At 66.8% G+C, this 24,485-nt stretch carries 19 protein-coding genes; 8 read left to right on the plus strand and 11 right to left on the minus strand.

The annotated features are described in order from the left end of the window. Positions 1 to 97: 97 nt before the first annotated feature. Together BMY29_RS07645 and BMY29_RS07650 are read left to right on the plus strand one after the other, a co-directional pair. Complete coding sequence (locus BMY29_RS07645) at positions 98 to 1,804, plus strand: asparagine synthetase B family protein (protein WP_049988593.1); 1,707 nt, start codon at positions 98 to 100, stop codon at positions 1,802 to 1,804. A 128-nt stretch (positions 1,805 to 1,932) separates the two neighbouring features. After that, entirely contained in the window at positions 1,933 to 2,499 is a 567-nt protein-coding gene (locus tag BMY29_RS07650; protein WP_074854667.1) for a hypothetical protein, read from the plus strand. A gap of 27 nt (positions 2,500 to 2,526) precedes the next feature. Here the strand turns inward: BMY29_RS07650 and BMY29_RS07655 are convergent, their stop codons facing one another. Continuing rightward, positions 2,527 to 3,138 (minus strand): DUF7344 domain-containing protein, encoded by a 612-nt coding sequence (locus BMY29_RS07655; protein ID WP_049988594.1) that lies wholly within the window; start codon positions 3,136 to 3,138, stop codon positions 2,527 to 2,529. Positions 3,139 to 3,528: 390 nt separating this feature from the next. On the opposite strand from BMY29_RS07655, the gene BMY29_RS07660 reads away from it, so the two are divergent. Both BMY29_RS07660 and BMY29_RS07665 read left to right on the plus strand, forming a co-directional pair. Continuing rightward, the gene (locus tag BMY29_RS07660; protein WP_049988595.1) at positions 3,529 to 4,527 is read left to right on the plus strand and encodes a DUF1616 domain-containing protein; all 999 of its coding nucleotides are present in this window, start codon (positions 3,529 to 3,531) and stop codon (positions 4,525 to 4,527) included. A 5-nt stretch (positions 4,528 to 4,532) separates the two neighbouring features. Beyond that, complete coding sequence (locus BMY29_RS07665; protein ID WP_049988596.1) at positions 4,533 to 5,114, plus strand: metal-dependent hydrolase; 582 nt, start codon at positions 4,533 to 4,535, stop codon at positions 5,112 to 5,114. Between the two features lie 460 nt (positions 5,115 to 5,574). On the opposite strand, the gene BMY29_RS07670 is transcribed toward BMY29_RS07665, so the two are convergent. From BMY29_RS07670 to BMY29_RS07690, 5 genes are read right to left on the minus strand one after another with little or no spacing between them, the layout of a single operon-like run. Continuing rightward, the gene (locus BMY29_RS07670; protein WP_049988597.1) at positions 5,575 to 7,560 is read right to left on the minus strand and encodes a hypothetical protein; all 1,986 of its coding nucleotides are present in this window, start codon (positions 7,558 to 7,560) and stop codon (positions 5,575 to 5,577) included. Beyond that, positions 7,550 to 8,512, minus strand: a complete 963-nt coding sequence (locus BMY29_RS07675) for a glycosyltransferase (protein ID WP_049988598.1) — start codon at positions 8,510 to 8,512, stop codon at positions 7,550 to 7,552. Before BMY29_RS07675 ends, BMY29_RS07670 begins: the two co-directional genes overlap by 11 nt. Before the next feature lie 2 nt (positions 8,513 to 8,514). Next, complete coding sequence (locus BMY29_RS07680) at positions 8,515 to 9,585, minus strand: DUF354 domain-containing protein (protein WP_049988599.1); 1,071 nt, start codon at positions 9,583 to 9,585, stop codon at positions 8,515 to 8,517. Beyond that, complete coding sequence (locus tag BMY29_RS07685) at positions 9,585 to 10,643, minus strand: glycosyltransferase family 2 protein (RefSeq protein ID WP_049988600.1); 1,059 nt, start codon at positions 10,641 to 10,643, stop codon at positions 9,585 to 9,587. Before BMY29_RS07685 ends, BMY29_RS07680 begins: the two co-directional genes overlap by 1 nt. After that, positions 10,643 to 12,043 carry a nucleotide sugar dehydrogenase gene (locus BMY29_RS07690; protein WP_049988734.1) on the minus strand — a complete coding sequence of 467 codons (1,401 nt, stop codon included), beginning with the start codon at positions 12,041 to 12,043 and terminating at the stop codon, positions 10,643 to 10,645. Before BMY29_RS07690 ends, BMY29_RS07685 begins: the two co-directional genes overlap by 1 nt. Positions 12,044 to 12,394: 351 nt before the next feature. Here BMY29_RS07690 and BMY29_RS07695 point away from each other — a divergent pair, with 351 nt between their 5' ends. Together BMY29_RS07695 and glmS are read left to right on the plus strand one after the other, a co-directional pair. Further along, positions 12,395 to 13,054 carry a helix-turn-helix transcriptional regulator gene (locus BMY29_RS07695; RefSeq protein ID WP_049988601.1) on the plus strand — a complete coding sequence of 220 codons (660 nt, stop codon included), beginning with the start codon at positions 12,395 to 12,397 and terminating at the stop codon, positions 13,052 to 13,054. A 792-nt stretch (positions 13,055 to 13,846) separates the two neighbouring features. After that, positions 13,847 to 15,655 (plus strand): glutamine--fructose-6-phosphate transaminase (isomerizing), encoded by a 1,809-nt coding sequence (glmS, locus tag BMY29_RS07700; RefSeq protein ID WP_049988602.1) that lies wholly within the window; start codon positions 13,847 to 13,849, stop codon positions 15,653 to 15,655. Between the two features lie 341 nt (positions 15,656 to 15,996). Here glmS and BMY29_RS21715 read toward each other — a convergent pair whose 3' ends face one another. Continuing rightward, a complete protein-coding gene (locus BMY29_RS21715) occupies positions 15,997 to 16,398 on the minus strand; it encodes a hypothetical protein (protein ID WP_049988603.1) in 402 nt (133 codons plus the stop codon). Between the two features lie 340 nt (positions 16,399 to 16,738). Next, positions 16,739 to 17,764 carry a carboxypeptidase regulatory-like domain-containing protein gene (locus BMY29_RS07710; protein WP_049988604.1) on the minus strand — a complete coding sequence of 342 codons (1,026 nt, stop codon included), beginning with the start codon at positions 17,762 to 17,764 and terminating at the stop codon, positions 16,739 to 16,741. A gap of 739 nt (positions 17,765 to 18,503) precedes the next feature. On the opposite strand from BMY29_RS07710, the gene BMY29_RS07715 reads away from it, so the two are divergent. After that, on the plus strand, positions 18,504 to 18,965 hold the full coding sequence (locus BMY29_RS07715; protein WP_049988605.1) for an SPW repeat domain-containing protein: 462 nt from the start codon (positions 18,504 to 18,506) through the stop codon (positions 18,963 to 18,965). A gap of 107 nt (positions 18,966 to 19,072) precedes the next feature. Here BMY29_RS07715 and BMY29_RS07720 read toward each other — a convergent pair whose 3' ends face one another. The 3 genes from BMY29_RS07720 to BMY29_RS07730 all read right to left on the minus strand — a co-directional run bounded on the left by BMY29_RS07720 (position 19,073) and on the right by BMY29_RS07730 (position 21,504). Then, complete coding sequence (locus BMY29_RS07720; RefSeq protein ID WP_049988606.1) at positions 19,073 to 20,053, minus strand: SDR family oxidoreductase; 981 nt, start codon at positions 20,051 to 20,053, stop codon at positions 19,073 to 19,075. Between the two features lie 125 nt (positions 20,054 to 20,178). Then, a complete protein-coding gene (locus BMY29_RS07725; RefSeq protein WP_049988607.1) occupies positions 20,179 to 20,793 on the minus strand; it encodes a hypothetical protein in 615 nt (204 codons plus the stop codon). Between the two features lie 276 nt (positions 20,794 to 21,069). Beyond that, positions 21,070 to 21,504, minus strand: coding sequence for a PPOX class F420-dependent oxidoreductase (locus BMY29_RS07730; protein ID WP_049988608.1), 435 nt, complete (start codon positions 21,502 to 21,504; stop codon positions 21,070 to 21,072). A 194-nt stretch (positions 21,505 to 21,698) separates the two neighbouring features. On the opposite strand from BMY29_RS07730, the gene leuS reads away from it, so the two are divergent. Next, positions 21,699 to 24,464 (plus strand): leucine--tRNA ligase, encoded by a 2,766-nt coding sequence (leuS, locus tag BMY29_RS07735; RefSeq protein ID WP_049988609.1) that lies wholly within the window; start codon positions 21,699 to 21,701, stop codon positions 24,462 to 24,464. Positions 24,465 to 24,485 lie beyond the last annotated feature (21 nt).

Here is a 24,485-nt window from a genome sequence, read left to right on the forward strand (position 1 = left end):
GGTGAGATGACGATGGCGTACGTGAGCGCGGTCCCGTCGAACGCGACGGCCACGCCGTGATCGAACGCGTACGCCGGTCGCGAGGTGGTCTTCGACGATGCATAGGGAACTCTTCGGTGTGTTCGGTGGTATCGGGACGTTCGAGCGGCTTCGATCGAGTGACGAGTTCGACGCGGTCCTCACCGGGCCGACGCTCACGGTCGGTATCCGGGACGCCGATCTCGGAACGCGCGGCTGGAGCGCCGTCTACGACGGTGACGAGGGGTGTTGCGTGATCTGGGGAGAGGTGTACGTCCCGGACGACGCGGACGAGACCAACGCCGCGCGCTGGCTCCTCGAGCGCTACGAGGCCGACGGCCGCGACGCGCTGTCGGCGCTCAACGGCTCGTATCTGGCCGTCGTCGATACCGAAGCGGGCGACGACGCGTTCGTCGCCACGGACCCCGTTCGCTCCCGGGAGTGTTTCTACACCGACGAGCCTGGCGCGCGCGTTTTCGGTACCGATGCCGCCGAGGTCGGGCGGACGATCGCGGAGCCGACGCTCGACCGCGACGGGATGCTCGAGTTCTTACACCTGGGCGTGACCCTCGGGGAGAAGTCAGCAGTCGAGGAACTGTCCCGACTGCCGATCGACAGTCGGCTCACGCCGACGACGGTCGACTCGCTCGAGCGGTTCGTCTACGAGCCCCGGTTCAGTCGGGAGGCCGACGCCGTCGACGAACTCGCCGACCGCCTCGAACGGGCGCTGGCGCGGCGTTCGGTGCTGCCCGGCAGCAAGGGTGTGCTCCTCTCGGCGGGCTACGACTCGCGGATCATCCTCTCGCAGATCGACGTCGACCGCAGTTACACGGTCGGGTCGTTGGACGCACAGGAGGTCCGCGGCGCGCGGTCCGTCGCCGCCCAGTACGGCGCGAGCCACACCGCCTTCCCGCCGGACGAGCGATACCTCCGGCCCGACGAGTCGAAAGTGCGCTACTCGCAGGGGATCAAGGAGTCCTTGCACATCCACCACGCCGGCTATACGGACGATATCGGGGTCGACACGATGTATCACGGCCTCCTCTGTGACACGTTCTTCCGCGGTCACTTCACCGCCTCCGAAACCGTCGACGTCCTCGGCAAACGGATCCCGACCGGCCGACTCGATCCCGATCCGGATCCCGTCGAGAATCTCCTCCAGAAGTTCGGCTACGACCGGGATTCGAGCCTCGAGCTGGCCGAGCGAACCGCCTTCGACGTCGATCCGACGACGTTCGTCAGGGACGCGATCGCCGACGAACTCGCGGCGAGGCGGTGGCGCGCGGACATCGTCCAGAACGAGCTCACGTGCTGCGGTATTGCGAACCAGCCGTCGGTCCCGTTCCACATGCACCTGTCCGATCACTTCCTGACGTCGTTTCTGGCGTCGGACCGCGAACTACTCGACTGGCATCTGCAGACGCCACCGGAACACCGGACGACGGACACGTTCCTCCGGGCGTGCGAACGGATCGACGACGACATCCTACGGCACAGACCGCCCGACCGACCCCACGATACCGCCCTGTTCAACGAGGTTGAGGGGTTCGTCCGTCGCAAGACGCCGTTTCTCACCTCGTTCGAACCGCCGTGGCCCGACCGCGAGACGCTCTTCGAACAGTACGACTTCGATCGCCGACTGCTGGGCGACCACGAGCACGTCCACGCGCTACCGGCCAGGCATAAACTGCGCATCACTGACCTCCGTAGCTGGCTCGCGACCTGGTCGGAGTCCCAGGACCGGTCGCTACCGTGGCTTCACTCGTCCGAGGCCCCGATCGCGTGATCGCCGGCCGTCGCCGGACGGAGTCGAATCGGATCGGCCGTGTTGCGGGATGCTCCCGCCGGAGTTATACCGTTCATAGGTGGTGAACCGTGAAAGTTCTTATATATCATGAACGGGTAGCGCGGAATATGCGTCTGACGCCGTCCCGGTTTCACACTTCGTCGACCGGGACTACCGAGGAGGGGACCGGGGAGTCCAAGACGGGTTCGGGAGTGACGTTCGTATACGAACCCAGGGAGGAACGCTCCGAGTCGGGGGCGGATTCCGACGACGGGGATCGTGCGTCCGAGCTGTTGCCGGCGACCGATACCGAACTTCTGGCCGTTCTCGACGACCTGGACACGCCCGTAACCGTCGACGAACTTGCCGACGAACTGATCGGTCCGCGACGACCGCCGATCGAAACGTGGGCGGGCGTCCACGAGCGGTTGTGTCGACACCGGCTGCCGGCGCTCGACGCGTCGGGTGCCCTCTCGTTCGACGAGTCACAGGGGCTCATCGAGCGGTCGACCGCGTCTCCCGATCGCGCGAGCGAGACGGAGACGCCGCGGTTCGTACCGGCCATCGTCGCACTGATTTCGTTCGGCGCGGTGTTCGGCGCCGCCGCCTTCGTCTCGACGTCACTGCTGGTCGCGCTGACGGTCACGCTTCTCACGAGCACGTTCGCCGCCTGGATCGTTCCGGCGTTCGTATAAGGGACTTCGCGCGTGGTTCGCTCGTCGTCAGTCGAGCATCTGGCTGACGGTAAGCAGCGTAAAGAGGAACAGAATAACCGCGCTCAGACCGATCCCCGAAAGGAACGAGACGAACGGCAGTTCCATGACTGCACTGATCAGGACCGCATAACAGACGACCGTCGCACCGAGGTAGTAATCGTCCCACGCCCCGTCGTCGGCCGCGGCCTCGTCGGTCGTCTCGTCGGCGTCGTCGAACTCGAGGTACTTGTCGACGTGATCGGCGAACGGTTTGCGCTCGACGACACCGCGATCCTGCTGATAGTCGATGAATCCCGCCTCGTCGAGCTTCGAGAGATGCGACTGATAGAGCGGAATGTAAACACGCTGGCGCTGCTCGGACGTGAGCTCCGCGACCGTCGTCTCGTGTTCCCACGCCGCGACCTGTTCCGCAACGTCACGCATGCGAACGGGCCCGTCAGACCCCCGGAGATACCGGAGGACCAGGCGACGCCGTTCGTTTTGCAGGAGGTGAAAGATTTCGTCCTTCGAAATCGCGGCCTCGTCGGCGGACTGCGCGGCGTCGGCGTCGACATCGGCATCGTCGTCGGCCGGACCCTGTTCGTCCTGCCCCTCCGAGCTGATATGTTTCGCCTTCATCGCTCTACTCACCCCCACTCACGAACGGCTAATAAAGGATAGAAACCGTGTATTCGTGAACGGAATACTTTAGCCAGATTCACTGGAAGTGATTTCTTTTTTGGTGTTTTTGAAACCGCTGAATGTTGTCGCAGCGGACCTAACTCTCCGGAATAAGATTTCCGACCGCGCTGTTCATTACGAGAATTCCGTGCTGAGTATTAATCGGGATTAATCCAGAATTTTCTGTCGTTCTATTCACCGGAACAGTCCAGAAGCACCGAAAGCGCTATCAGTGGACTACATATCTTAATTCTGATGTATGTTTGTCAGACGACCGGCAGACGACCCCCGCTCACCGGGGCTTATTCGGGCGATAATAAACCCCCTCTGGCGCCCAGTAGTCACGAAATGAGCGACACCAACTGGTGGTTCGTCGATCAGGCAGCCGTGATCGCGGTCACCGGCGCCATCGCGCTCGGGATTATTTCGGGGCTCGACGGCGTCGCGCGAACGGTGATAGCGATTCCGCTCGTGCTCTTTCTCCCCGGCTACGCGCTCGTCTCGGCCCTCTTTCCGGACGGACCGAACGACGAGTACCAGTCGTTCGACGAGGAGAAGACCGGCCTCGGGAACCCGCTGCTGGTAACCGGCGGTCTCGAGGCGATCGAACGGGCCGTCCTGTCGATCGTCTTCAGTGCCGCGATCGTTCCGACGATCACCCTCATCGCGTCCGTAACCCCTAGGGGAGTGACGGTCGAACCGGTGGTCCTCGGGCTTTCGATCTTCACGGTCGCCCTCGCGATCGTCGCGATCGTCGCCCGTTACCGCTGTGCGCCCGACCGCCGGTTCACTCCCTCGATACCGCTGCCGTTCTTCACGCGGACACAGCCGACCTCGTTCGGACAGCCCAACTACCGTCCGTACAACGTGGCGATCGCGATCGGCCTGGTCCTGCTGATCGCGAGCGCCGGATTCGCGGTCGCCAACCCGCCACAACACGACGGGTTCACGGAGTTTTCGGTCGCGACGGAAAACGTCTCCGGCGAGACCGACACGATGTACGAGACGACGTACACCGCCGGCGAGCCCCATGAGTTGGAAACCGAGATTACAAACCAGGAACACGAGGAGCGAACGTACACGTCCGTGGCGCTGCTTCAGCGGGTGAGCGCTGAGGGCAACGAGAGCGACGACGTGACCGTCCAGGAATCGAACGAACTGGGCAGACAGACGACGACGGTCGCCGACGGCGAGACCCGCAGCCAGACCCTCGAGATCACGCCGTCGATGCAGGGCAGCGGGGAGGAGCTTCGGCTGACGCTGTTGCTCTACGTCGGTGACGCCCCGTCCGAGCCGACGGGCGATGACGCCTATCGCGAGATCCACCTCCCGGTGGAGGTCGAATAACATCGATGTGGCCCTGGGAGCACCTGGCGTTCGCGTACGTCTGTTACTCGCTGGTCGCGAACCTGGGTCTCCGGCGGTCGCCCTCCACCCGCGAAGCGATCGCCGTCGCCGTCGCCTCGCAATTCCCGGACCTCGTCGACAAGCCGCTCGCCTGGTCCCTCGGAATCGTCGAGGCGGGCTACGCGGTCGCGCACTCGGCGTTCGTCGCGCCGGTCGTCTGTCTGGGAGCGGTCGCTGTCGCCGCTCGGCGCGGCGACCGGGCGCTCGCGGGGGCGTTCTCGATCGCGTACGGCTCGCATCTCGTCGGCGACCTCGTCTATCCGATACTCCGGGGCCAGGGGTTCGACCTCCGGATCGTGCTCTGGCCGCTTGCGACGCCGCCGGCGGACGAGGTCGGCGGCTTCGCCGACCACGTCGTCGGCTACCTCCTCCGGTACGTATTCACGCTCCTCGTCGGCAGGCTGACGCCGCAGATCGCCTTCCAGTTGCTGTTGGGCGGAACCGTCCTGGTGCTGTGGCTCTCCGACGGGGCACCGATCGTCGCCGACGCCTGGCGGGCGGTCCGCGAACGGCGACAGTCGCGGTAATCGACGCGGCGGACGCGTAGTCCGTTACTCACACGCCGTTTCGAAGTCGTGCACCGGGCCGGTCGAATCTAGCCCCGACCGGCCCGGTCGTCGCCCGCACTTCGGATCGCTTCGATCTCCTCGAGTCTGACGACCGGACAGCCGGCACAGGGCGCCTCATCCACGAGAAAGAGGACGCGAGTCGGTGCCGAGTGCACCGACGCTTGCCGTTTCTCTTCCCGTTCACATGCACCGTCACCGATCGCTCGACACCGTCGCCGATTGTCGCGTCGGTTCGTGACGCGAATTCGGTCCGACCGGCGAGTCCAGCGTCTCCTCGTCGAGAGGGGCAGCTAGAACGACTAGTGCACTCGATCGTCGTGAGACGCCGCTGACGCGGCGAGAGTACCAACGGGAGAGTCCGAAAAGAGAGCAGAACGACCAGCGGATCGGTCCGCGAGCGGCGGGCGAGTCGCGGCGCCTACGTCGTCGTCGGCCCCGGCGTACACATCGTTACGTCGCCGTTCGTGTAGACGGTCGCCTGGTCGGGCCGGCAGAGCTGGTCGTGAGAGACCTTACGGATCTCTGCGCGACCGGACTCGTCTCTGAAGTAGGACCCGTCGGTCGACTGCCTGGTTCGATGGACCGTGTAGTCGTGTTCGACGGCCTGGTCACCTTCGACTATCGCGGGGTTCGTCGCCGACCGCGGATACGCGCCGGTCCGGCCGATCAGCGTCTGATACGGGTGATCGGTGTGCAGGTGCTGATCAGGGCGGATCTCGTCACCGTCCGGCGAGCCGGTCAGCTCGCCGATCGACTGGGCCGCGGCGAGCTCCGACTGATCGTAGGCCAGGCGCTCGTGGTGCTCCGAGAAGACTGGATTATCGGTGGTGCTCTCGGCGGCGAACATCATCGCGCCCGGATACGCGAGCGTGCCGATCAGCAACACGGCGATGACGAGCCCCGGCCGGAGGTTCTGGCGGAGCGTCCGGAGCCCGATCGCGCTGAGGATCGCCATCGGCGCGTAGAGGAACGCGAACCAGCGCGTCGGGATGAAGTTTCGGATGCCGAACATCGGCAGCCCGAGGACGAACACCAGCATGAACGCCGCGGCCAGCAGGAGCGTGAACACCGACTGCTCGGCGCGGCGCCGGTGGACGACGTACAGACAGCCGATGAATGTGGCCCCGAGCAGGAACAGGAAGCCGAGGTTGTCCACGTAGGGGACGATCTGGTCGAGCAGCGTCGTCGCCGTCTCGGCGGCCGCCTCCTCCGACTCGGCGGAGCCGCCGGAGGCGATGTTGAGAAAGCCCGCGCTCTCCTCTAAGGTCTCCGTGAAGTAGCTCAGCACCGTCGCCAGGAACGAGTCCTGCCGGTACGGCGTCAGCGACCAGACGAAAATCGTCAGTCCGAGGTTGAAGACGACGAGCCCGACGAGGTTGACCGGCTTCTTCGTCCGGAAGACGCTCGTGTCCAGCCGCGTGAGTCCCAGCGGACCGACGACGAACACGAGCTGGGCGATAAACGCCGCGAGCAGGAACACGAGCATGATGAACGTCGACACCTGATGGGTGAGGATGACGGCGACGCTCAACAACACGAGCATCGCGAAGTCCCGAACCGTGTACTCGATCCGCATGACCCGGATCAGCGCGTACACCAGCGCCAGGAAGAAGACCAAGCCCAGGCTCGTGGCGATGAGGTGCATCCCCCACCGTGAGACGTGGCCCGCGAGGGCGTAGAACGCCGTCGCCAGCGTCGCCCACCGCGCCGTGACCAGCAGGTTCGTCGCGGCGTAGACGAGTAACACCGAGAGGGGCATCACGACGCCCACGGAGAGGTACAGCGCGGAGCGGACCGGGAGGTCGTACAGCAGCGCCGCGGCCGAGACGAACAGGTGGTAGAACGGCGAGCCGTAGTGCTTGTCGTGAGAGATCGCGCCGAGCGACTGCTCCGAGAGGATCGACTCGACGAGGCTGCTGTGGGTCCAGATGTCGATCCCGATGTACCCCGGCGTCACGTACAGGGCGGTAAACCGGAAGACGAACGCGAACAGGACGATCTGGAGCACCACCAGGCCGGGCCGGAAGTCGTCGTCGTTCGTGAACAGGACCTGGCCGATCAGGAGCGTCCCGACGACGCCCGCCAGGCCGAAGAACGCCGGCGTGCGCGTCTCCTGAGCGACCGCTAGCAGGACGAGCGCCGTCAGGCCGACGAGGACGACACTCGGCAGCGCCATCGACACCGGCGACGGCAGCGTCGGCAGCGCCCGCGTATCGTCCTGCTGGTACAGGGCGGTGAGGTAGAGGATGCACGCGGTTCCGAGGACGATCGGGACGGTTTTGAGATAGATCTGCGACGCGAAAAAGCGCAGCGGGAACAGTGCCAGCGCGATCAGCAGGCCGCCGATCGCCGCGACCGTGTCGAGACGCAGCGGCCGCAGTTCCGACAGCGATCTATACTTCATGGCTCACCCCCGTCCGGCGGGCCGTTCCGTCCGGTCGATCGAGCGCGCGGCGGTACACGCCGAGGAGGCGATCCCCCATCGCCTCGAGTCCGAGTCCGTCGACGGCATCCCGGCCGTTCGACCGGCGGGAGCCGTCGAGGACGCGCTCGAGGCCGGCGGCCAGGTCGGCGTCGGTCGACCCAACGACGCAGTCGTCGACGTCGGCGATCGTCTCGCGGACGAAGCCGACGTCGGTCGAGACGATCGGGACGTTACAGGCGGCGGCCTCCTTGACGACCATGGGACCGCTCTCCCGCTTCGAGGTCACGAGGAGGACGTCGCTCGCGTTCATGTAGTACGGCATCTCCTCGTAGGGGACGTCGTCGATCGTTCGCACCTCAAGGTCGACGTCGGCGCGCTCGGCGACGCGTTCGGCCCGCGGGTAGTCCTTGACGTCCCGGCTCGGATCGTACGGAAACAGCGCGATCCGCTCGTCGGCGTCCCAGCCGATCCGTTCGCGAGCCTCCTCGCGGGGGATCGGCCTGAACCGCTCCGTATCGACGCCGAACGGAATCTCCGCGTGCTCGACGTCGAGCTCGCGGGACATCACCGGGCTCGGGACGATGGTCGCGTCGGCGAGCCGAGCGCCGGCCCGGCTAATCCGACGGAGCCAGCCCATGTCGCTCATCAGGTCCGTTCCCCACAGGCTCAACACGACCGGCCTGGTCGGCTGGGCGAGCGCGAACGGCGCGACCAGGCCGTAGTGGCCGTGGACGAGATCGTACTCGTCGGACAGGACGTGCGAGAGCACTCGCGGATAGAAACGGAGGTAGTCCAGCGGCGTCCGCGGGGAGTCGGCGCTGTACTCTCCGGGCACGCCAACGACGGTACACTCGACGCCGCGGTCCTCGAGGACCGCGACCTGCTGTTCGAAGAACGATCGCGTGGACGTGATGAGATGAAGGACGTGCATAGTTAGCCGGGGTTCGGTGCGAGCGCCGACCGGTCCGGATCGCTCGCGGAGCCCGCCGTCTCAACCTCCCGGACGACGACGTCGGTCACGTCGATCCGGTCGGCGAGCAGTCGGTCGCGTCGGCGCTGCCACGTCGTCTGGTCGTCGTCGTCGACGATCGAGACCGCCCGTTCGATCGAGCGGGCGTGGCGGTCCTCGTCGTTGTAGCTGAACACGAGACCGTACTCCTCGTCGAGTTCGGAGACGTACCCCAGCGAGAGCGAGTTCACGTACACTGCCGGGGTTCCGAGGACCGCCGCCTCGGCGGCCATCGTCGCCCCCTCGCCGACGAAACAGTCGGCGTAGGCGAGCAGATCGTGCATCCGGTCGGGCGCCAGCGTGTACCGGTAGTCCTCGAGTTCGGCCGGCAGGTCGACCTCCGAGGTGAGTAGAACGGTCGCGCCGGCGTCCTCGAGCCGTTCGACGACGTCGACGGGGTCGTCGAACCCGCCCTGACCGACGTCGTGCGAGGAGTCCCAGCTGCTCAGCCGCATCACCGCGATGGTGTCGTCCGGCTCGACGCCGGCGTCGTCGAGGACCGTGGGATCGGGCTCGAACCGGTCGGGATGCAGGTACGCGAGTTCGTGATAGCCGGGGTACCGAATCTGTTTCGAGCCGATGTCGCCCCGGTAGCACTCCGGCGTGCAGACGACGTCGGCGAACGGGTAGGCAAGTCGCTTGATGATCGTCGCGTGCTCGGTGTCGTAGAAGACGACGCTCGTCGCGCCGACCACCGAGGCGACGTGGGCCGCGGCGACGCCGCCGATGGCCGTGATGACGTCCGGCTCGATCCGCCGCGCCCGTCGCAGGAGCCGCGTCTCGTAGGTCGCCTGAACCGCGGCCAGCGAGAGCAGCGAGTCCGACTCGCCGGCGAGCACCTCGTGGTCGATCTCGGCCCGTTCGAGCAGTTCGACCGTCACCTCGTTCTCTCGGGCGAAGACGTGGAGCTCGTGGCCCTGTTCCTGCAGTTCCCGAATCGCGTGCTTGAAGAAGTGGACGTGGCCCGGGTGCTGGATCGTGACGATCACGCGCATCAGCGACGCACCCCCAGGTCGGCGTTGTCCCGCGCGTCGACCCGCATCGCGAGCAGGAAGAGGCCGGCGCTCGCGACGAGCGCGAACGCGGCCGCAATCGGTTCGCGCGCGGACGCCTCGCCGCCGACCGCGTTCGCGCCGCCGACGGCCGCGATCGAGCCGGCCGCTGCCAGCGCGGCGATTCCCGCCACGTAACAGCACACGGCGGGGTTGAGACGGTTGGCGGCGAACTGCGCCGCCATCCGCCGGCAGAACCCCCGAAGCAGGGTGATCGAGGTGGCCGGGACGAACGTCCGGTACTGAATCGTACTCTCCTCGTCGTCGTACACCGCCGGCATCGACACGTCGGCGACGCGCATGTCCGCGACGTTCAGCCGGACGAGCAGGTCGTTGGGGTAGTCGTGATCGTCCGGGAGCGACTCGGCGTCGATCGCCGACAGCGCCTCGTGAGAGATCGCGGTGTACCCATTCTGGGGATCCTGCAGCCGCCAGTAGCCGCTCGCGATCTTCGTGAGCTGTGTCAGCAGCCAGTTGCCGAACAGCCGGAACGGCGGCATCTCCCGTCGGGAGGCCCGATCGGCGAGCCGGTTGCCCTTCGCGTAGTCGGCGTCGCCCTCCACGATCGGGTCCAGCAGCCGCGAGAGCTGGTCGGGATCCATCTGGCCGTCGGCGTCCATCGTGACCGCGACGTCGACGCCGTCATCGCGCGCGCGAACGTATCCGGTCCGGAGCGCGCCGCCGGCGCCCTGGTTCTCCTCGTGGCGGATAGGGACGATTTCGGTCCCCGACTCGACGACAGCGCCGCCGTCCGGAAGGGAAGCGCGGAGCCGCTGACCACCGGCCTCGTTTTCGGAAGCGACGGCCGCCGCGGACTCGTCGCTCGCCTCCCGCGAGGCGGCTGCGTACTCCCGGATGATCTCCCACGTGTCGTCCGTCGAGCAGTCGTCGACGGCGTAGATCCGATCGACGAAGTCCGGAATCGTCGCGAGCACGTCGCCGACGTGGGCCGCTTCGTTGTACGCCGGGACGATCACGCCGATCGTGTGTCCTCGATACATTATAGTCCGCGGTAGACGAGTTCGGCGTCGGCTGCTTCGTCCGAGTCGAACGATCCCGCGACGTCGATCAACGCGCCGTCGTCGTCGAGCGCCGCCGCGACGTCGTCGAGTTCGAGGTCATCGAACTCCGAGTGCGAGGTCGCGACGAGGACGGCGTCGAACCCGTCGATCGAGAGCGATTCCTGCACGTCGATATCGAACGCGTCGCGGACGGTATCGTTGTCCGCGTACGGATCGTATCCTTCGACGTCGATGTCGAACTCCCGGAGGTGCTCGACGACGTCGGCTACCTTCGAACTGCGGATGTCCCCCACGTCCGACTTGTACGTGAGACCGAGCACCAGCACGCGGCTCTCGCGCAACGTCTTGTGACACTGGTTGAGCGCCTTGATCGTCAGTTCGGCGACGTGACTCGGCATCGATTCGTTGACCGATCGGCTCGTGAGGATCAGCTCCGGATCGACCCCTGCCCGTTTCGCGCGGTGGGCGAAGAAGTACGGATCGACCGGAATGCAGTGGCCGCCGACGAGCCCCGGCCGGTACCCGTGGAAGTTCCACTTCGTCCCCGCCGCTTCGAGCACTTCGCGGGTGTCCAGGCCCAGTTCCTCGAAGACCCTCGCGAGCTCGTTGACGAGCGCGATGTTGACGTCGCGCTGGACGTTCTCGATGACCTTGCAGGCCTCGGCGACCTCGATCGACGGCGCGCGGTGGACCCCCGCGTCGACGACCGACGCGTACAGCGTCGCCACCTCCTCGAGGACTCGATCGTTTTGCCCACTGACGACTTTGACGACGTCCTCGAGGCCGTGTTCCTCGTCGCCTGGCGTGGCGCGCTCCGGCGAGTAGCCGACGAAGAAGTCCTCGCCGGCGGTCAGATCGGCGGCGTCTTCGAGCGCCGGTAGGAGGACCTCGCGCGTCGCACCCGGGTAGACCGTCGATTCGAGGACGACGGTCGTTCCGGGTTCCATCTTCGAACCGACGGTGGTCGCCGCGCTCTCGATATAGTCTAAATTCGGCCGATCGTCCTCGTCGATGGGTGTCGGCACGGCGATGATGACGTAGTCGGCCTCGCCGATCTGGCTCGCATCGGTAGTATAGGAGATGTCACCGTCCTGGACCGCCGCGTCAGAGAGGTCTCCGGTCGTGTCGATCCCGTCCTGAAGCCGCTCGACCGTCGTGTCGTCGACGTCGTACCCGATCACACGGTAGTTCGACCGCGCGAACCCGACCGCGAGCGGGAGGCCGACGTAGCCGAGCCCGACGACACAGATCGTCGCGTCGCGCGTGGCCCGCACCTCGGTGTGCTCGAGCGCAGTACTGCCCCTGTTCGAGTCGACCCCGTAGCGGTCGCTCTCTCGCTCGTCCGCTCGCTGCTCCGTGTCGCTGATTATCTGAGTCATGGCTGAGACGTTGTCGCTGAACCGTCGCACGACCGGTGCGACGGAGATCCCGAATCGTTGCACCCGCGATCCGCGGGCGTTCCTCAGCCATATCGACTGCCCAAGGGGGGTTTACTATAGCTCGAATAAGCGGGTGCAAGAGTAGTGCGCAGCGGCACCCGACGGCCACGACCGCTGGCGCTGGCGTCGACGGCCGCGCCAGCCCGCCGAGCGAACGCTTAAATCGTTGTTAAACTCGACTGTACCAACCTATAATGAAGACCCGTGGCCTCGGAGTTTCAGTGCGGTCGGTGAGCCCGCGACCGGCGCAAGTCGGTCGGACGCCGGCCGCGACAGAACCGTGACAAACCCATGGTGCCCACTTCCCAGATCGAAGTCCGAACCGCGTTCGAATCGATTCGTCGCACCGTTGCGGTCGATATCGGTCCGGCTTCGAGTCACTACGACGAGGCACGCGTGACTGCAGTGGAATTCGTCCCCAGGCTCGGCGACCACTCCGGAGAACCGTTGTCCTGGTTGCAACTGCTTCGCGTGTCCTCGAGTTGGGAAGCGGCCCTGCTCGCGGTTCTGTTCCTGCTGATCAGCGGGCTCGTCGGGATCCGCGCGGCCGAAGTGGTCTCGGACCGCGACGTCGATCTGCCCACGCTCCCGCTGATCGCGTCCGCCGCGGACCAGGCGGACGAATCAGACGGCACACGCACGGACGATCCACGGGGGTACGAGTACTACCTCTCCCCCGACACACCACCGGAACTCTTGAGCGACGAAGGAAAGGTAGTCCGACTGCTCGTCGCGAACCACGGTCGCATTCGCCAGCACCAGATCGCCGAAGAGACGGGCTGGTCGAAGTCGAAGGTTAGCCGGATCTGCTCGCAGATGTACGCCGACGGCACGATCGAGAAGCAATCGGTCGGCCGAGAGAACGTCATCACCCTGTCCGAACGGCAGTCCGACGAGACAGCGTCCGACGACGAGAGCCAATCGGATGACGTCGAGAATCCGCTTCCGTGACCGCACACCGAACACCGACCTCGGTTGGCCGATCCTCGTTCGAACGGCTCGAACCGCTCGAGTCGTTCGAACCGATCTGCTCGCGAGAGGAGTCGGATCGAACCTGCACCCCTCGGCGGAGGCTACCGTTCCGAACCGTCGCGGGTCTGTCGTAACGGCGGCGTCGGGATCGCCGTCCCACGAGTCCCGATCCGTCATATCGGACCCAATTCGCAGCGATCGGTGTGGCGCCCACCGTCACGCTCGATGGATGAACGGCAGTACGCGCCCGATCGGAATTATTTTCGTCCGTTCGGCCCGGCGACGGCGAGTGTAACCCGACCGCCCGATAACGCCGGTTAGTAGCTCGATAAGTCCCTCGACGCGACTAACGGCTCGGCACCGTCACCGGCTCGGATACCCGTCTCGGACCGGTTTACACCCCGCCGCGGCCGCACGAGAATCGAACGAATGCTCGGTCGATCACTGATTGTCGGATCGATTAGCTATCGATTGCAGAATCTGCAACCGAATTCCGCATTATAATCCGGATAGCTACCGTCTTATTCGTCGTATAGTAATGCCCGCTGTCGAGAGTGGTTGGAGTAACGCCCGACCCGTGGACGGCGGGTCCGGGACCACCACAACAATGACACGACACGAATCTGGCACTGCACTGCAGGCAGCGGTCTCGAACCGACTCGATTCGACGGCGGACGCCGATACTCGTCGCGTCGCACACCGTTCGCCTGGCGGTGCGCCGTGCCCGCCGTTGACGCCGACACCCGCCGCGGAAACGGAGGTGAGCGGCTGATGTGCGGGATCATCGCCCGCGTCGGTAACGGCAACGCGGCGGAGACGCTGCTGTCGGGCCTGGAGAACCTCGAGTATCGGGGCTACGACTCGGCGGGGATCGCCGTCCAGAACGGCTCCGGCGTCAAGGTCCACAAGTGTTCCGGCGAGGTCGACCGCCTCAAGTCGTCGCTGGACACCCGCCCGAGCGGCAACATCGGGATCGGCCACACTCGCTGGAGTACCCACGGCCCGCCGACCGACGAGAACGCCCACCCGCACACGGACACCGCGGGCGACGTCGCGGTCGTCCACAACGGCGTCATCGACAACTACGACGAGCTGCGGGCGGACCTCCAGGAGAAGGGACACGTGTTCCAGAGCGATACCGACACGGAGGTCATCCCGCACCTCATCGACGAGTACCTCGACGAGACCGACGACACAGAACGAGCGGTCCGGAAGGCCGTGGACACGCTCGAGGGCAGCTACGCGATCGCGGCCATCGTCGACGGCGAAGAGGCGGTCTACGCCGCCCGGAAGGGCTCGCCGCTCGTCCTCGGACTCGACGACGAGGAGTGGTTCCTCGCGAGCGACGTCCCCGCCTTCCTCGACCACACCGACCAGGTGATCTACCTCGAGGACGGCGACCTGGTCGTCCTCGAACCCGACTCCTATCGGATCACCGACCTCGCCGGCGAGCCGATCGAGCGGTCGATCGACACCGTCGACTGGGACCCGGACGACGCCGGCAAGGGCGAGTACGACCACTACATGCTCAAGGAGATCCACAACCAGCCGACGTCCCTCTCGAACACGATCGAGGGCCGGATCGAGGACGGCGACGTCGCCTTCGAGGACCTCGCGGCCGGCTCGTTCGAGGACATCGAGACCGTCCAGTTCGTCGCCTGCGGGACGTCCTATCACGCGGCCATGTACGGCGCCCAGCTGCTGCGCGCCACCGGCGTCCGGACGGAGGTCCTGCGCGCGAGCGAGTACGAGTCGATGACCGGCCCGGTCGACGAGGCCACCCTCGCCGTCGCGGTCACCCAGAGCGGTGAGACCGCCGACACGCTCGACGCGGTCCGCGAAGCGGCCGACCGCGGCGCGCGGACGCTCGCCGTCACCAACGTGGTCGGCTCGACCGCTGCGCGCGAAGCCGACGACGCGATCTACATCCGCGCCGGGCCGGAGGTCGGCGTCGCCGCGACGAAGACGTTCTCCTCGCAGGCGGTCACGCTCGCCCTGCTCACCCAGCGCATCGCCGCCGACGTCCCGTCGGCGACGCCCGTCGAGGACCGCGCGACGATGCTCGAGGAGCTACAGCGCCTCCCGGAGCACGTCGAGTCGGTTCTGGAAACGACGGACGCCGACGACCTCGCCCGGGAAACCCTCGACAGCGAGTCGTACTTCTTCATCGGGAACGGGCTCAGCCACTCGGTGGCCCTCGAGGGCGCGCTGAAGTTCAAGGAGATCACCTACGAGCACGCCGAGGGCTTCGCCGCCGGCCAGCTCAAACACGGTCCGCTCGCGCTCGTCACCGACGAGACGCCGGTGTTCTCGATCTACACCGGGATCGGCGACGAAAAGACGCGGACGAACGCGATCGAGGCCCAATCCCGTGGCGCACCGATCGTCGCCGTCGGCCCCGACGACCACCCGCTCGTCGAAGTCGCCGACGCCCGCCTGGCGGTCCCCGACACGCACCCCGTCTGGGCGGGACTGCTCGCGAACGTCCAGCTGCAGTTGCTGTCCTACCACGCCGCCAAGCAACTCGACCGACCGATCGACAAGCCGCGCAACCTCGCGAAGAGCGTGACGGTCGAATGATCGCCGCGGTCGCCCGCAGCAGCTAACGACTTTTCGTCGCGCCCGTTCGATTCCGGATCGCAGTTATCCCCCGAGACCGTCCTCCCCGCTGTCGTGTTCGAGAGCTACCGCTCCCGTCGCCTGGCGGGCACCGTTCGAACGACCAGAACCCGCTCACGTGGTGACGCACAGCGCGGCTTCGACGCGCGATCGATCCGCGTCCGGATAGCAGAGGGCGATCGCTTTAGCGGGGGTCGTTCGAACTGCGAGAGACTGGGGACGGTCAGCGATCGGCCACATCCACAGCTCCGATCGCGCGGAAAACAGAGGTCGCGCCGGCGACGCGCGAACGGCCGCCGCAGCTACTCCCCGTGACCGAACTCCCGCTCCCGTTCTAACCGCTGACAGCCGATTACTAGCGGATCGGGAATCTCGGTGGCGTGGGAGTGAAGCGCGTCGAAAACGACGGCGACTTCGTCGAAACGGGGTCCGCGAGTCGCAACGAGGGGGTCGCGGTCCCAGTCGATGAACTCCAGCTCGGCGAGCGTGGGTAAATGGTTGTGAAACAGGGCTCGTCGCAGCGTCTCTGGAGCTGCAGGGGCGTTCGGATTGACCGCACTCTCTGGGAGCGGAACCGACTCGTCCGGCGACGAATCCAAAAGCGAAAGGAGGAGTTGGCGACGCGGTTCGGCGGAGATCGCTCTGAATACGTCGTTCCACCGTCGGATGACGCGAGTTCCGTTCTCTCGTCGCGCGGACACCATACTCCCGTCCTCGCGCCCCTCCAACAAATCGTTTACTACGGATACAAATAATGGTATCACTGGTGGAGACACTCCGTCCGCAGCGGTACTAGGCGGCGTGCCACGTAGATCGAATGCGACGGCGCGTACGGCACCGATACCGGACGACACACTGGCTGCGCTTTCGCATACCGAGTCGGGGTCTCGGCCGCGGCTAACGGAACTGAGTTCGTCAGCGCCGTCCGCGATCGCGTCGAGACGCGAGGCGGATCAGTAACGAACGTACCCATGAGAAAAGCTGTCGGCCGGGCATCGGCATCAACGGCCGACGAACCGGAACGGGTTCCGAGTCGCAGCCCCGTTAGTCGTCTGCTTCGAGCTCCAAGGTGACGGACTCGTCGTCGCCGTCGATCTCGACGGTTTGCTCCGTTTCGTCGTAGTCGTCGGCGGACGCGGTCACCGTGTAGTCGCCGTCCTCGAGATCCTCGAACTCGACCTCGCCATCGTTGCCGACGTCCTGCTCGTCCTCCTCGCCCGAGCCGAGGAGACCGACGTTCTCTTCGAGTTCGACGGTCGCGTTGTCGACCGCGTCGCCGCTCTCATCTTCGACGGTCACCGAGAGTGTGTGCGAGCCGTCGCTGTCATCGCTGTCGTCACTATTGTCGGTGTCGTCGCTCGAATCGTTTTCGTCGAGGGTCAGCATCACCGTCTCGTCGTCGCCGTCGATCTCGACGGTTTGCTCCGTTTCGTCGTAGCCGTCCGCGTTCGCCGTGACCGTGTACTCGCCGTCCTCGCGGTCGAACTCGGCTTCGCCGTCGCCGTCGACGTCCTTCTCCTCGTTCGATCCGTCGTCCTCGACCGTGACGGTCGCGTTGTCGATCGAATCGCCGTCCTGATCTTCCACGATCGCCGTCAGCGTCTGGGTCTCGTCGGCGCCGCCACCGCTATCGTCGGTATCGCCATCGCCGGTGTCGCTATCGTCGTCGCTCGAACCGTCGCTGTTATCGCCGTCACCATCACCGTCACCGGACCCGTCGTTCCCGTCGGCCCCGTCGCTCTCGTCGCCCGCGCCATCACCGCTGTCGGACCCTGTCGTTTCGTCGTCGCTGCCGTCTCCGTCGGTCTCGTTCGTCGCACCACCGTCGGTCTCGTTATCACTGCCACCGGCGTCGTCATCGGTCGCCGCGTCGCCGTCGTCAGAGGATTGGGAGTCGTCCCATCTGTCGGTCGCCGAGCCGAGCGCTCCGCTGACGGAGGCGCCGCTCGCGGCGAGTATCAGGCCCGCCAGCAGGAAAACGATCCCGCTGACGATGAGCACGACTTGAACGCTGGTCTGAATCGAGCGCGTCTCCGCACGCTGTCGTTGGACACTGCTGTTGCCACGCATGGTCAGTGTATCAGTGAAATTAATGGCCGGCGTTCGAACTCGTCGGTTCGCTCGGTTCGCCTGGTGCCGCGACCGGAACGGAGCCCGGCCGGGCTGCGATCGACTGGGGACTGCGCCGCCCGCAGCGTGCAGTTAGGAGGGGTTTCATTACGCTGTAATTTCAGCGCCCGGTAATTCACTATACAGCAGCCAAGCCGATTGCAGTCACTGAAACAGTCGCGGAAGCGGCTGCAATGCCGGCTGCGGCGACGGCTCGGTGACGAGCGAAGCGGGCGGTCGATGCGGGACGGCTCGCCGACCCGGGTGCGACGGGGGACGGATTTCGATCGGAGGCGGACCGGCCGGTCGTTTATCTGGTCGCTAAGAGGGGTGAGCGGTTCCGAATAATTCCGTTCGGTCGCGCTCCGAACAACCGGTGATTCCCTCGGGTCGGGTCCGCCGTCGCTGGTCGTCGAGCGGAGCCTGGCCCGTCCGCTCGAATCGGCCCGACTCGATCGCGAGTCCGCGTTCCTGGCCGGATGATTTTTTTGGTCAGACGGCGGATAGTAATCGGGTTTTACCGAGCGTTCGAGGGCGTGGCCAGTCGGCCATTGGCCGATCGTAAACCGGTGTTGGCCCGCCTCACGGCTCGTTGACGGCCCGCCACGCGAGCGGTCACCGACGCGGTTTTCCGGCGAGTAGCTGGAACGGTCGTCGCGCTTTTTCCCGCTCCTCGCGGTAGCGTCGATTAGCAGAGACCATGAGCGAATCCACGACCGACGAGCCGACGACCGGTGAATCGCACGCCCGCGACCGACGCGACCGGGCGGGCCAGAAGTGGCTCAGCGGGTTCGTTTCCCTGATCGGGTTCTGGCTGGCCGCCGCCCCGTTCGTCTACGAGCCGGCCCAGTCGATGCTCTGGAACAACCTGCTGGTCGGCGGCGCGATCTTCCTGCTGGCGGGCTACAACTATTACCGGCTCTCCACCGGCCACTCGACCAGTACCGGCGTGATGTCGCTGGTCGCGCTGCTGGCGCTGTGGACGGCCGTCTCGCAGTTCGCCATCGGCGGCCAGTTCGCAATGGACTCCGTCGGCGTCGCCGACACGGGCCTGATCTGGAGTAACGTCGTGTCAGGACTCGTCGCGGCGGGGCTGTCGGCGTACATCGCCTACGCGGCCGGCCGCGACGTCCGCACCGGCACGGCGGCCGGAACGCGATAACCGGCCGTCCCCGTCCTCGACGATCCGTCGGCGTATTTTCCTCACTCTCGTCTCCCCGCCTCGCATCCATCCAGTCCCCGTCCCCGTCTCCGGATCAGACTCGGATCCTACTCAGCGTCCGCGGCCGCCGCGCGCCGCTCGAGCAACTCCAGGACGGGTTCCGTCGTAGCCAGGCGAATCCCGAGTCGGGTGAGCCGGTCCCGTATCGCGGCGGGGACGAGCGTACCGTACAGCGATCCGAGCAGGGGAACCGGACCGACGCGGTAGTGCGTGTCCGGGTTCGAGACGGTCGCCGCCTGGCGGACCGTCGCGGCGACCCGGTCGGGGTCGTTGATCAGCGGGCCGCCGCCCTCGACAGCGCGGACCCGCCGGAGGACGCGGTAGAGGTCGGCGTAGTGGGCGGGCCTGACGACGTCCGCGTCCGTTTCGGTCTCGTTTCCGTCTGACTCTACGTCGGCTTCGGATTCCGGCGGGGCCGGCAACGGGGATCGCGCCGCCGCGGCCGCGTCGTCGACTTCCCGCACGGCTCGGTCGTAGAACGGCGTCTGCACGATCCCCGGCTGGACGACGATCACGTCGATCTCCGTGCCGGCCAGTTCCTGACGGAGCGCGTCGCTGAGACTGGCCATCGCCCACTTCGAGGCGGTGTAGCCGCCGATGCCGGCCAGCGCGAGCCGATCTGCGGCGCTGGTGACGGTGATGATCCGGCCGTCGCCGCGCTCGCGCATGCCGGACAGCACCGCTCGGATCAGGCGGTGGGGCCCGAAGCAGTGGACGGCGAATTGACGCTCGAGTCGCTCCGTCGGCACGTCCTCGACCGGACCGAACTGGCCGTAGCCCGCGTTGTTGACGAGACAGTCCACGCCGCCGGCCTCGTCGCGAATCCGGTCGACGACGCGCTCGATCTCCGCGGGCTCGGTCAGGTCTAGCGCCGCGGTCTCGGCCCCGCGGTCGGCCAGGACTGTCAGGCCGCTCCGGTCGGAATCGCGGGCGGTCGCGTAGACCCGCCAGTCGCCGGCCAACAGCGCGTGGGCGGTTTCGAAGCCGATTCCGGACGAACAGCCGGTCACGAGTGCGGTAGGCGGCATAGGTTGACCTACGACGGCCGCGGGGAAGACGGTCCCCGTCGGTCGGGGTCGGTGAGTGTCACGGCCCGCGACTGGTTCGACGTTCGCGACGGCGGCGGCCGGAATCGACCGCGGAGGCCGCGCGATCAGTCGAACGGACCGACGTCGTCCGGTGGGCCGACATCATCCGGCGGGCCGGCGTCCTCGGGTGGTCCCGCGCCCGCGGGCGGCCCGGGATCGCTCTCGCCGGCCCCGTCCTCGTCGTCGGACCGGTCGGCACGATCGAACGCCCACTCGATCGCGTCGAAGTCGTCGTCTCCGTCGTCGCTCGCGTCATCCCCTCTGTCCCCGTCCGTTCCGTCTCCTGGCGCGCCGCCCCCATCGCCGTCCGGTTCGGCTTCAGCGTCGTCGCCAGGCTCGGTCTCGCTCGGCGGTTCGGCGTCGGCCGGCGGCTCGTCGTCCGACACGGCGGCGTCGCCTGGCGGATCGGACTCGTCGGGCCCCGCGGCCGACTCGGCACCGTCGGTAGCGGTGTCGGAATCGGAATTGGGCTCCGTGGCGTTCGCGGACTCGACGGGCGTCGCGTTCGAGTCGTTCGCCGCGGCGTCCGCCGTCTCACCCTCGGCGGCCGACGGATTCACGTCGTCCGCCGTCATGTCCGGCCCGAAGACGGTCACGATCGCGGCGAACGCGACGAGGACGACCGCGATGGTAACGAGCAGTGCGACCGCCGATGGCGCGTCGTCACGGAAGCGAGACATTCGACCGGACGGTGAGAGGCGGCCGATCGGCTTTGTTAATCTCAGCCCACAGGAGCGACGGGCGGGCTTTCCGGCCGGATCGTCGTCGGTCGCCGGTGGTCGTCGTCGCTCGTCGGCTCGGTCACGGCGTCCGATCGAACACTGCTGCGGCCGCGACGCGGGCTGACGCTCCGCGCGTGGCCGAAAATACTGTAGCCGCCACCGGGTGGGTGCCGACGAGCCGAGGAGCGGACGCGAGCGACGGTCGGTTCGGTCGAACTGTTCCGACTCGCCGTCTTACTCCTCGTACTCGCGTCCGCGGGCGACGACGTGCTCCGCGGGAATCCGAACGATGATGCGCGGTTCATCCTCCTCGTCGTGGTGGGGGTACTCCTCGACGTCGAGGTATCGTCGGGCCACCTCGTCGATGTGCTCGTCGGCCCCGTCCTCCGAGAGCGTCGCGCGGCCGCGAACGGACACGTATCGGTACGGATCGTCGGGATCGACGATCGAAATCGAGACCTTCGGGTTCGTTCGGAGATTTCGCTCCTTGGTGCGGCCGCGGAGCGTGTTTATCAGCACGGCCTCCCCGTCGTCGTGGTCGACCCAGACGGGACTGCTGTGGGGATGCCCGTCGGAACCGATCGTCGCGATGTGGCCGAACGATCGCTTCTCGAGAATGTCGCGGTGCGATTCGGGGATCCGTCCGCTGTGCGTTTCGAAAGCGCCCATCACCACTGACGAGCGTCGGAAGCAGGTTCGGTCTTTCGATACGAACGATTCCCGAATATCGAAATTCCACGCGAGGGGCCGCGGGACGATCAAACGATACGCCCGCCGTCGTCGATCACCTCGTTTCGCCGAACGGCCGAACAATGATATAGCCGGCACGTCCAGTGGTTGACAACGGAACGGATCGCAAGCCAATGACGAGTCATTACGATCACGCGCAGGTGCAGGAGTTTTGGCAGTACGTCTGGGAGCGCGACGACGTCTACGAGGTCGCCGACGATGCCGCGGACCCGACGTACGTCCTCGGGATGTTTCCCTACACGTCGGGAACGCTCCACATGGGCCACGTCCGCAACTACGCGATCACGGACGCCTACGCCCGCTACCGACGGATGCAGGGCGACGAGGTACTCCACCCGATGGGGTGGGACGCGTTCGGGCTCCCCGCCGAGAACGCGGCCTTCGAGCGCAAGACCGACCCCCGATCCTGGACCGAGGCGTGCATCCGCCGGATGCGCGAGGAACTCGAGACGATGGGCTTTGGCTACGACTGGTCCCGGGAGATCACCACCTGCGAGCCCGACTACTACCGCTGGAATCAGTGGCTCTTCGAACGGCTCTACGATGCCGGACTCGTCGAGTACCAGGCGGCGACGGTCAACTGGTGTCCCGACTGCGAGACTGTCCTGGCGGACGCCCAGGTCGCCGAGGACGACGGCGATCGAATCTGCTGGCGCTGCGAAACGCCCGTCGGACGGCGAGAACTCGACCAGTGGTTCTTCACGATCACCGACTACGCCGAGGAGTTGTCCGAGGGACTCGACGACCTGGAAGGCTGGCCAGACGGCGTCCGCGAGATCCAGCGCAACTGGATCGGTCGCCAAGAGGGCGCGCGGATCGCCTTCGAGGTCCCCGACGCCGACGCCGGCGACGGGACCGTCGACGTCTTCAGCACCCGCCCGGAGACGATCCACGGCGCGACCTACCTCGCGGTCTCGCCTGGCCACGACCTGGCGCGGGAGTTAGCCGACGCGGATGAGCGGGTCGCCGACTACGTCGAGACCGTCCGCGAGGAAGACCCCGACGAGGTCGGCTTCTCGGGGATCGAAACGGACGCGACCGCCGTGCACCCGCTGACCGGCGAGGAACTGCCGGTCTACGTGGCCGGCTACATCCTCGACGACGTGGGAACGGGGGCCGTAATGGGCGTCCCCGGCCACAACGAGCGCGACCACTCGTTCGCGCGCGAGCACGACCTGCCGATCGAGCGCGTGATCGTTCCGGACGAGGGCGCGGCCGATAGTAACGACGGCGAACGCGGCGAAACGACGCCCTACACCGGCGAGGGAACGCTGACGGCCAGCGGCGAGTACGACGGCCTTGACAGCGCGGTCGCCCGGGAGCGTCTGGTCGACGACGACGGGCCCGACGCGATCGAGGCGGACGTCACCTACCGGCTGCGTGACTGGCTGATCTCCCGCCAGCGCTACTGGGGGACGCCGATTCCGATCGTCCACTGCGACGACTGCGGGTCGGTTCCCGTGCCCGAGGAGGACCTCCCGGTCGAACTGCCGGAGTTCGTCCGGACGACCGGGAACCCGCTGGACGCGGCCGAGGAGTGGAAGCGCACGACCTGTCCCGACTGCGGTGCGGACGCCGTCCGCGAGACGGACACGATGGACACCTTCGTCGACTCCTCGTGGTACTTCCTGCGCTTTCTCTCGCCCGATCTGGCGGACGCGCCGTTCGACGCCGACCTGGCGAACGACTGGCTCCCGGTCGACGTCTACGTCGGCGGCGAGGAACACGCCATCCTGCACCTGCTGTACGCCCGCTTCTTCACGAAGGCGCTGGCGGACCTGGGACTGCTCGAGCACCGCGAGCCGATCGAGGAGCTTCGGAGCCAGGGGACCGTGCTCTACGACGGTGAGAAGATGTCCAGTTCGAAGGGCAACGTCGTCGCGCCCGAGGAGTACGGCGCCGAGACGACCAGGCTGTTCGTGCTCTCGGCGGCCCACCCCGAGCAGGACTTCGAGTGGACCGCGAACAACGTCCGCGGGGCCTACGACCTCCAGCAGACCCTCTACGGAATGGCGGCCGACTTCGTCGAGGAGGGAGAGACCCGCGTCGAGCGCCGGGTCCACGACGAGTACGTCGCCCGGGAGATCGACCGGACGATCGCCGCCGTCACCGAGGAGTACGAGCGGTTCCGATTCCACCGCGCCGCCACCGAAATCCGGGAGCTCGCGCGCCTACTCCGGCGGTACCGCGAGTACGACCGGCCCCGCGGACCCCACGGCGAGGTCTACCGCCGCGGCCTGGTGACCCTCGCGGCGCTGATCGCGCCGATGGCGCCCCACCTCGGCGAGGAGTGCTGGAACAAGCTCCGCGGCGAGGGCCTGGTCGTCGAGGCCGACTGGCCCGTCCCCGAGGGCGACGCGTCGGATTACCGGCTCGAGCGCGCGCTGGTCGACCGGACCCTCGAGGACGTCCGCGACATCGTCGACGTCGCCGCCATCGACGAACCCGAGCGGATCGACCTGGTCGTCGCACCCGACTGGAAGTACCGGGCCGCCGAACTCGTCCGGGAACGGGCTGCCGACGACGGTGACGACGGGGGCGGCGACGAAGCCGCGACCGCGGACGTCGACGTCGATTCGATCGTCGATCAGGTGCTCGAGACCGACGCGGCCGACGGCGTCGACAGGGGGACCATCACGGCCGTCGTCGGCGACCTCGTCGACAGCGACGGCGGCCGGGAGGCCGGCCAGGCGTTCCCGGCGGACCGCGAACGCGAGCTACTGGAGCGGGCGGCCTGGCTCGTCACCGACGAGTTCGGAGCGACGGTCACCGTCCGCCGAGCGGGCGTCGACATCGGCGCGGCCACCGACGCCGACGTCGACGGCGACGACCTGGCGGCGAAGGCGCGGCCGGGCAAACCCGCGATTCACATCAGCTGACGCGGTCGACGGTCATTGGAC

Source organism: Natrinema salifodinae, from assembly GCF_900110455.1.
In the GTDB taxonomy this organism is placed as follows: Archaea; Halobacteriota; Halobacteria; order Halobacteriales; family Natrialbaceae; genus Natrinema; species Natrinema salifodinae.

Excerpts from the sequence above, each read along its gene's own strand:
- BMY29_RS07695 (WP_049988601.1), top strand. The coding sequence starts at position 12,395 with ATGGTGCCCACTTCCCAGATCGAAGTCCGAACCGCGTTCGAATCGATT.
- BMY29_RS07680 (WP_049988599.1), bottom strand. The coding sequence starts at position 9,585 with ATGCGCGTGATCGTCACGATCCAGCACCCGGGCCACGTCCACTTCTTC.
- BMY29_RS21715 (WP_049988603.1), bottom strand. The coding sequence starts at position 16,398 with ATGGTGTCCGCGCGACGAGAGAACGGAACTCGCGTCATCCGACGGTGG.
- BMY29_RS07665 (WP_049988596.1), top strand. The coding sequence starts at position 4,533 with ATGTGGCCCTGGGAGCACCTGGCGTTCGCGTACGTCTGTTACTCGCTG.
- BMY29_RS07720 (WP_049988606.1), bottom strand. The coding sequence starts at position 20,053 with ATGCCGCCTACCGCACTCGTGACCGGCTGTTCGTCCGGAATCGGCTTC.
- glmS (WP_049988602.1), top strand. The coding sequence starts at position 13,847 with ATGTGCGGGATCATCGCCCGCGTCGGTAACGGCAACGCGGCGGAGACG.
- BMY29_RS07690 (WP_049988734.1), bottom strand. The coding sequence starts at position 12,043 with ATGACTCAGATAATCAGCGACACGGAGCAGCGAGCGGACGAGCGAGAG.
- leuS (WP_049988609.1), top strand. The coding sequence starts at position 21,699 with ATGACGAGTCATTACGATCACGCGCAGGTGCAGGAGTTTTGGCAGTAC.
- BMY29_RS07650 (WP_074854667.1), top strand. The coding sequence starts at position 1,933 with ATGCGTCTGACGCCGTCCCGGTTTCACACTTCGTCGACCGGGACTACC.
- BMY29_RS07660 (WP_049988595.1), top strand. The coding sequence starts at position 3,529 with ATGAGCGACACCAACTGGTGGTTCGTCGATCAGGCAGCCGTGATCGCG.
- BMY29_RS07715 (WP_049988605.1), top strand. The coding sequence starts at position 18,504 with ATGAGCGAATCCACGACCGACGAGCCGACGACCGGTGAATCGCACGCC.
- BMY29_RS07710 (WP_049988604.1), bottom strand. The coding sequence starts at position 17,764 with ATGCGTGGCAACAGCAGTGTCCAACGACAGCGTGCGGAGACGCGCTCG.
- BMY29_RS07685 (WP_049988600.1), bottom strand. The coding sequence starts at position 10,643 with ATGTATCGAGGACACACGATCGGCGTGATCGTCCCGGCGTACAACGAA.
- BMY29_RS07725 (WP_049988607.1), bottom strand. The coding sequence starts at position 20,793 with ATGTCTCGCTTCCGTGACGACGCGCCATCGGCGGTCGCACTGCTCGTT.
- BMY29_RS07645 (WP_049988593.1), top strand. The coding sequence starts at position 98 with ATGCATAGGGAACTCTTCGGTGTGTTCGGTGGTATCGGGACGTTCGAG.
- BMY29_RS07730 (WP_049988608.1), bottom strand. The coding sequence starts at position 21,504 with ATGGGCGCTTTCGAAACGCACAGCGGACGGATCCCCGAATCGCACCGC.
- BMY29_RS07670 (WP_049988597.1), bottom strand. The coding sequence starts at position 7,560 with ATGAAGTATAGATCGCTGTCGGAACTGCGGCCGCTGCGTCTCGACACG.
- BMY29_RS07675 (WP_049988598.1), bottom strand. The coding sequence starts at position 8,512 with ATGCACGTCCTTCATCTCATCACGTCCACGCGATCGTTCTTCGAACAG.
- BMY29_RS07655 (WP_049988594.1), bottom strand. The coding sequence starts at position 3,138 with ATGAAGGCGAAACATATCAGCTCGGAGGGGCAGGACGAACAGGGTCCG.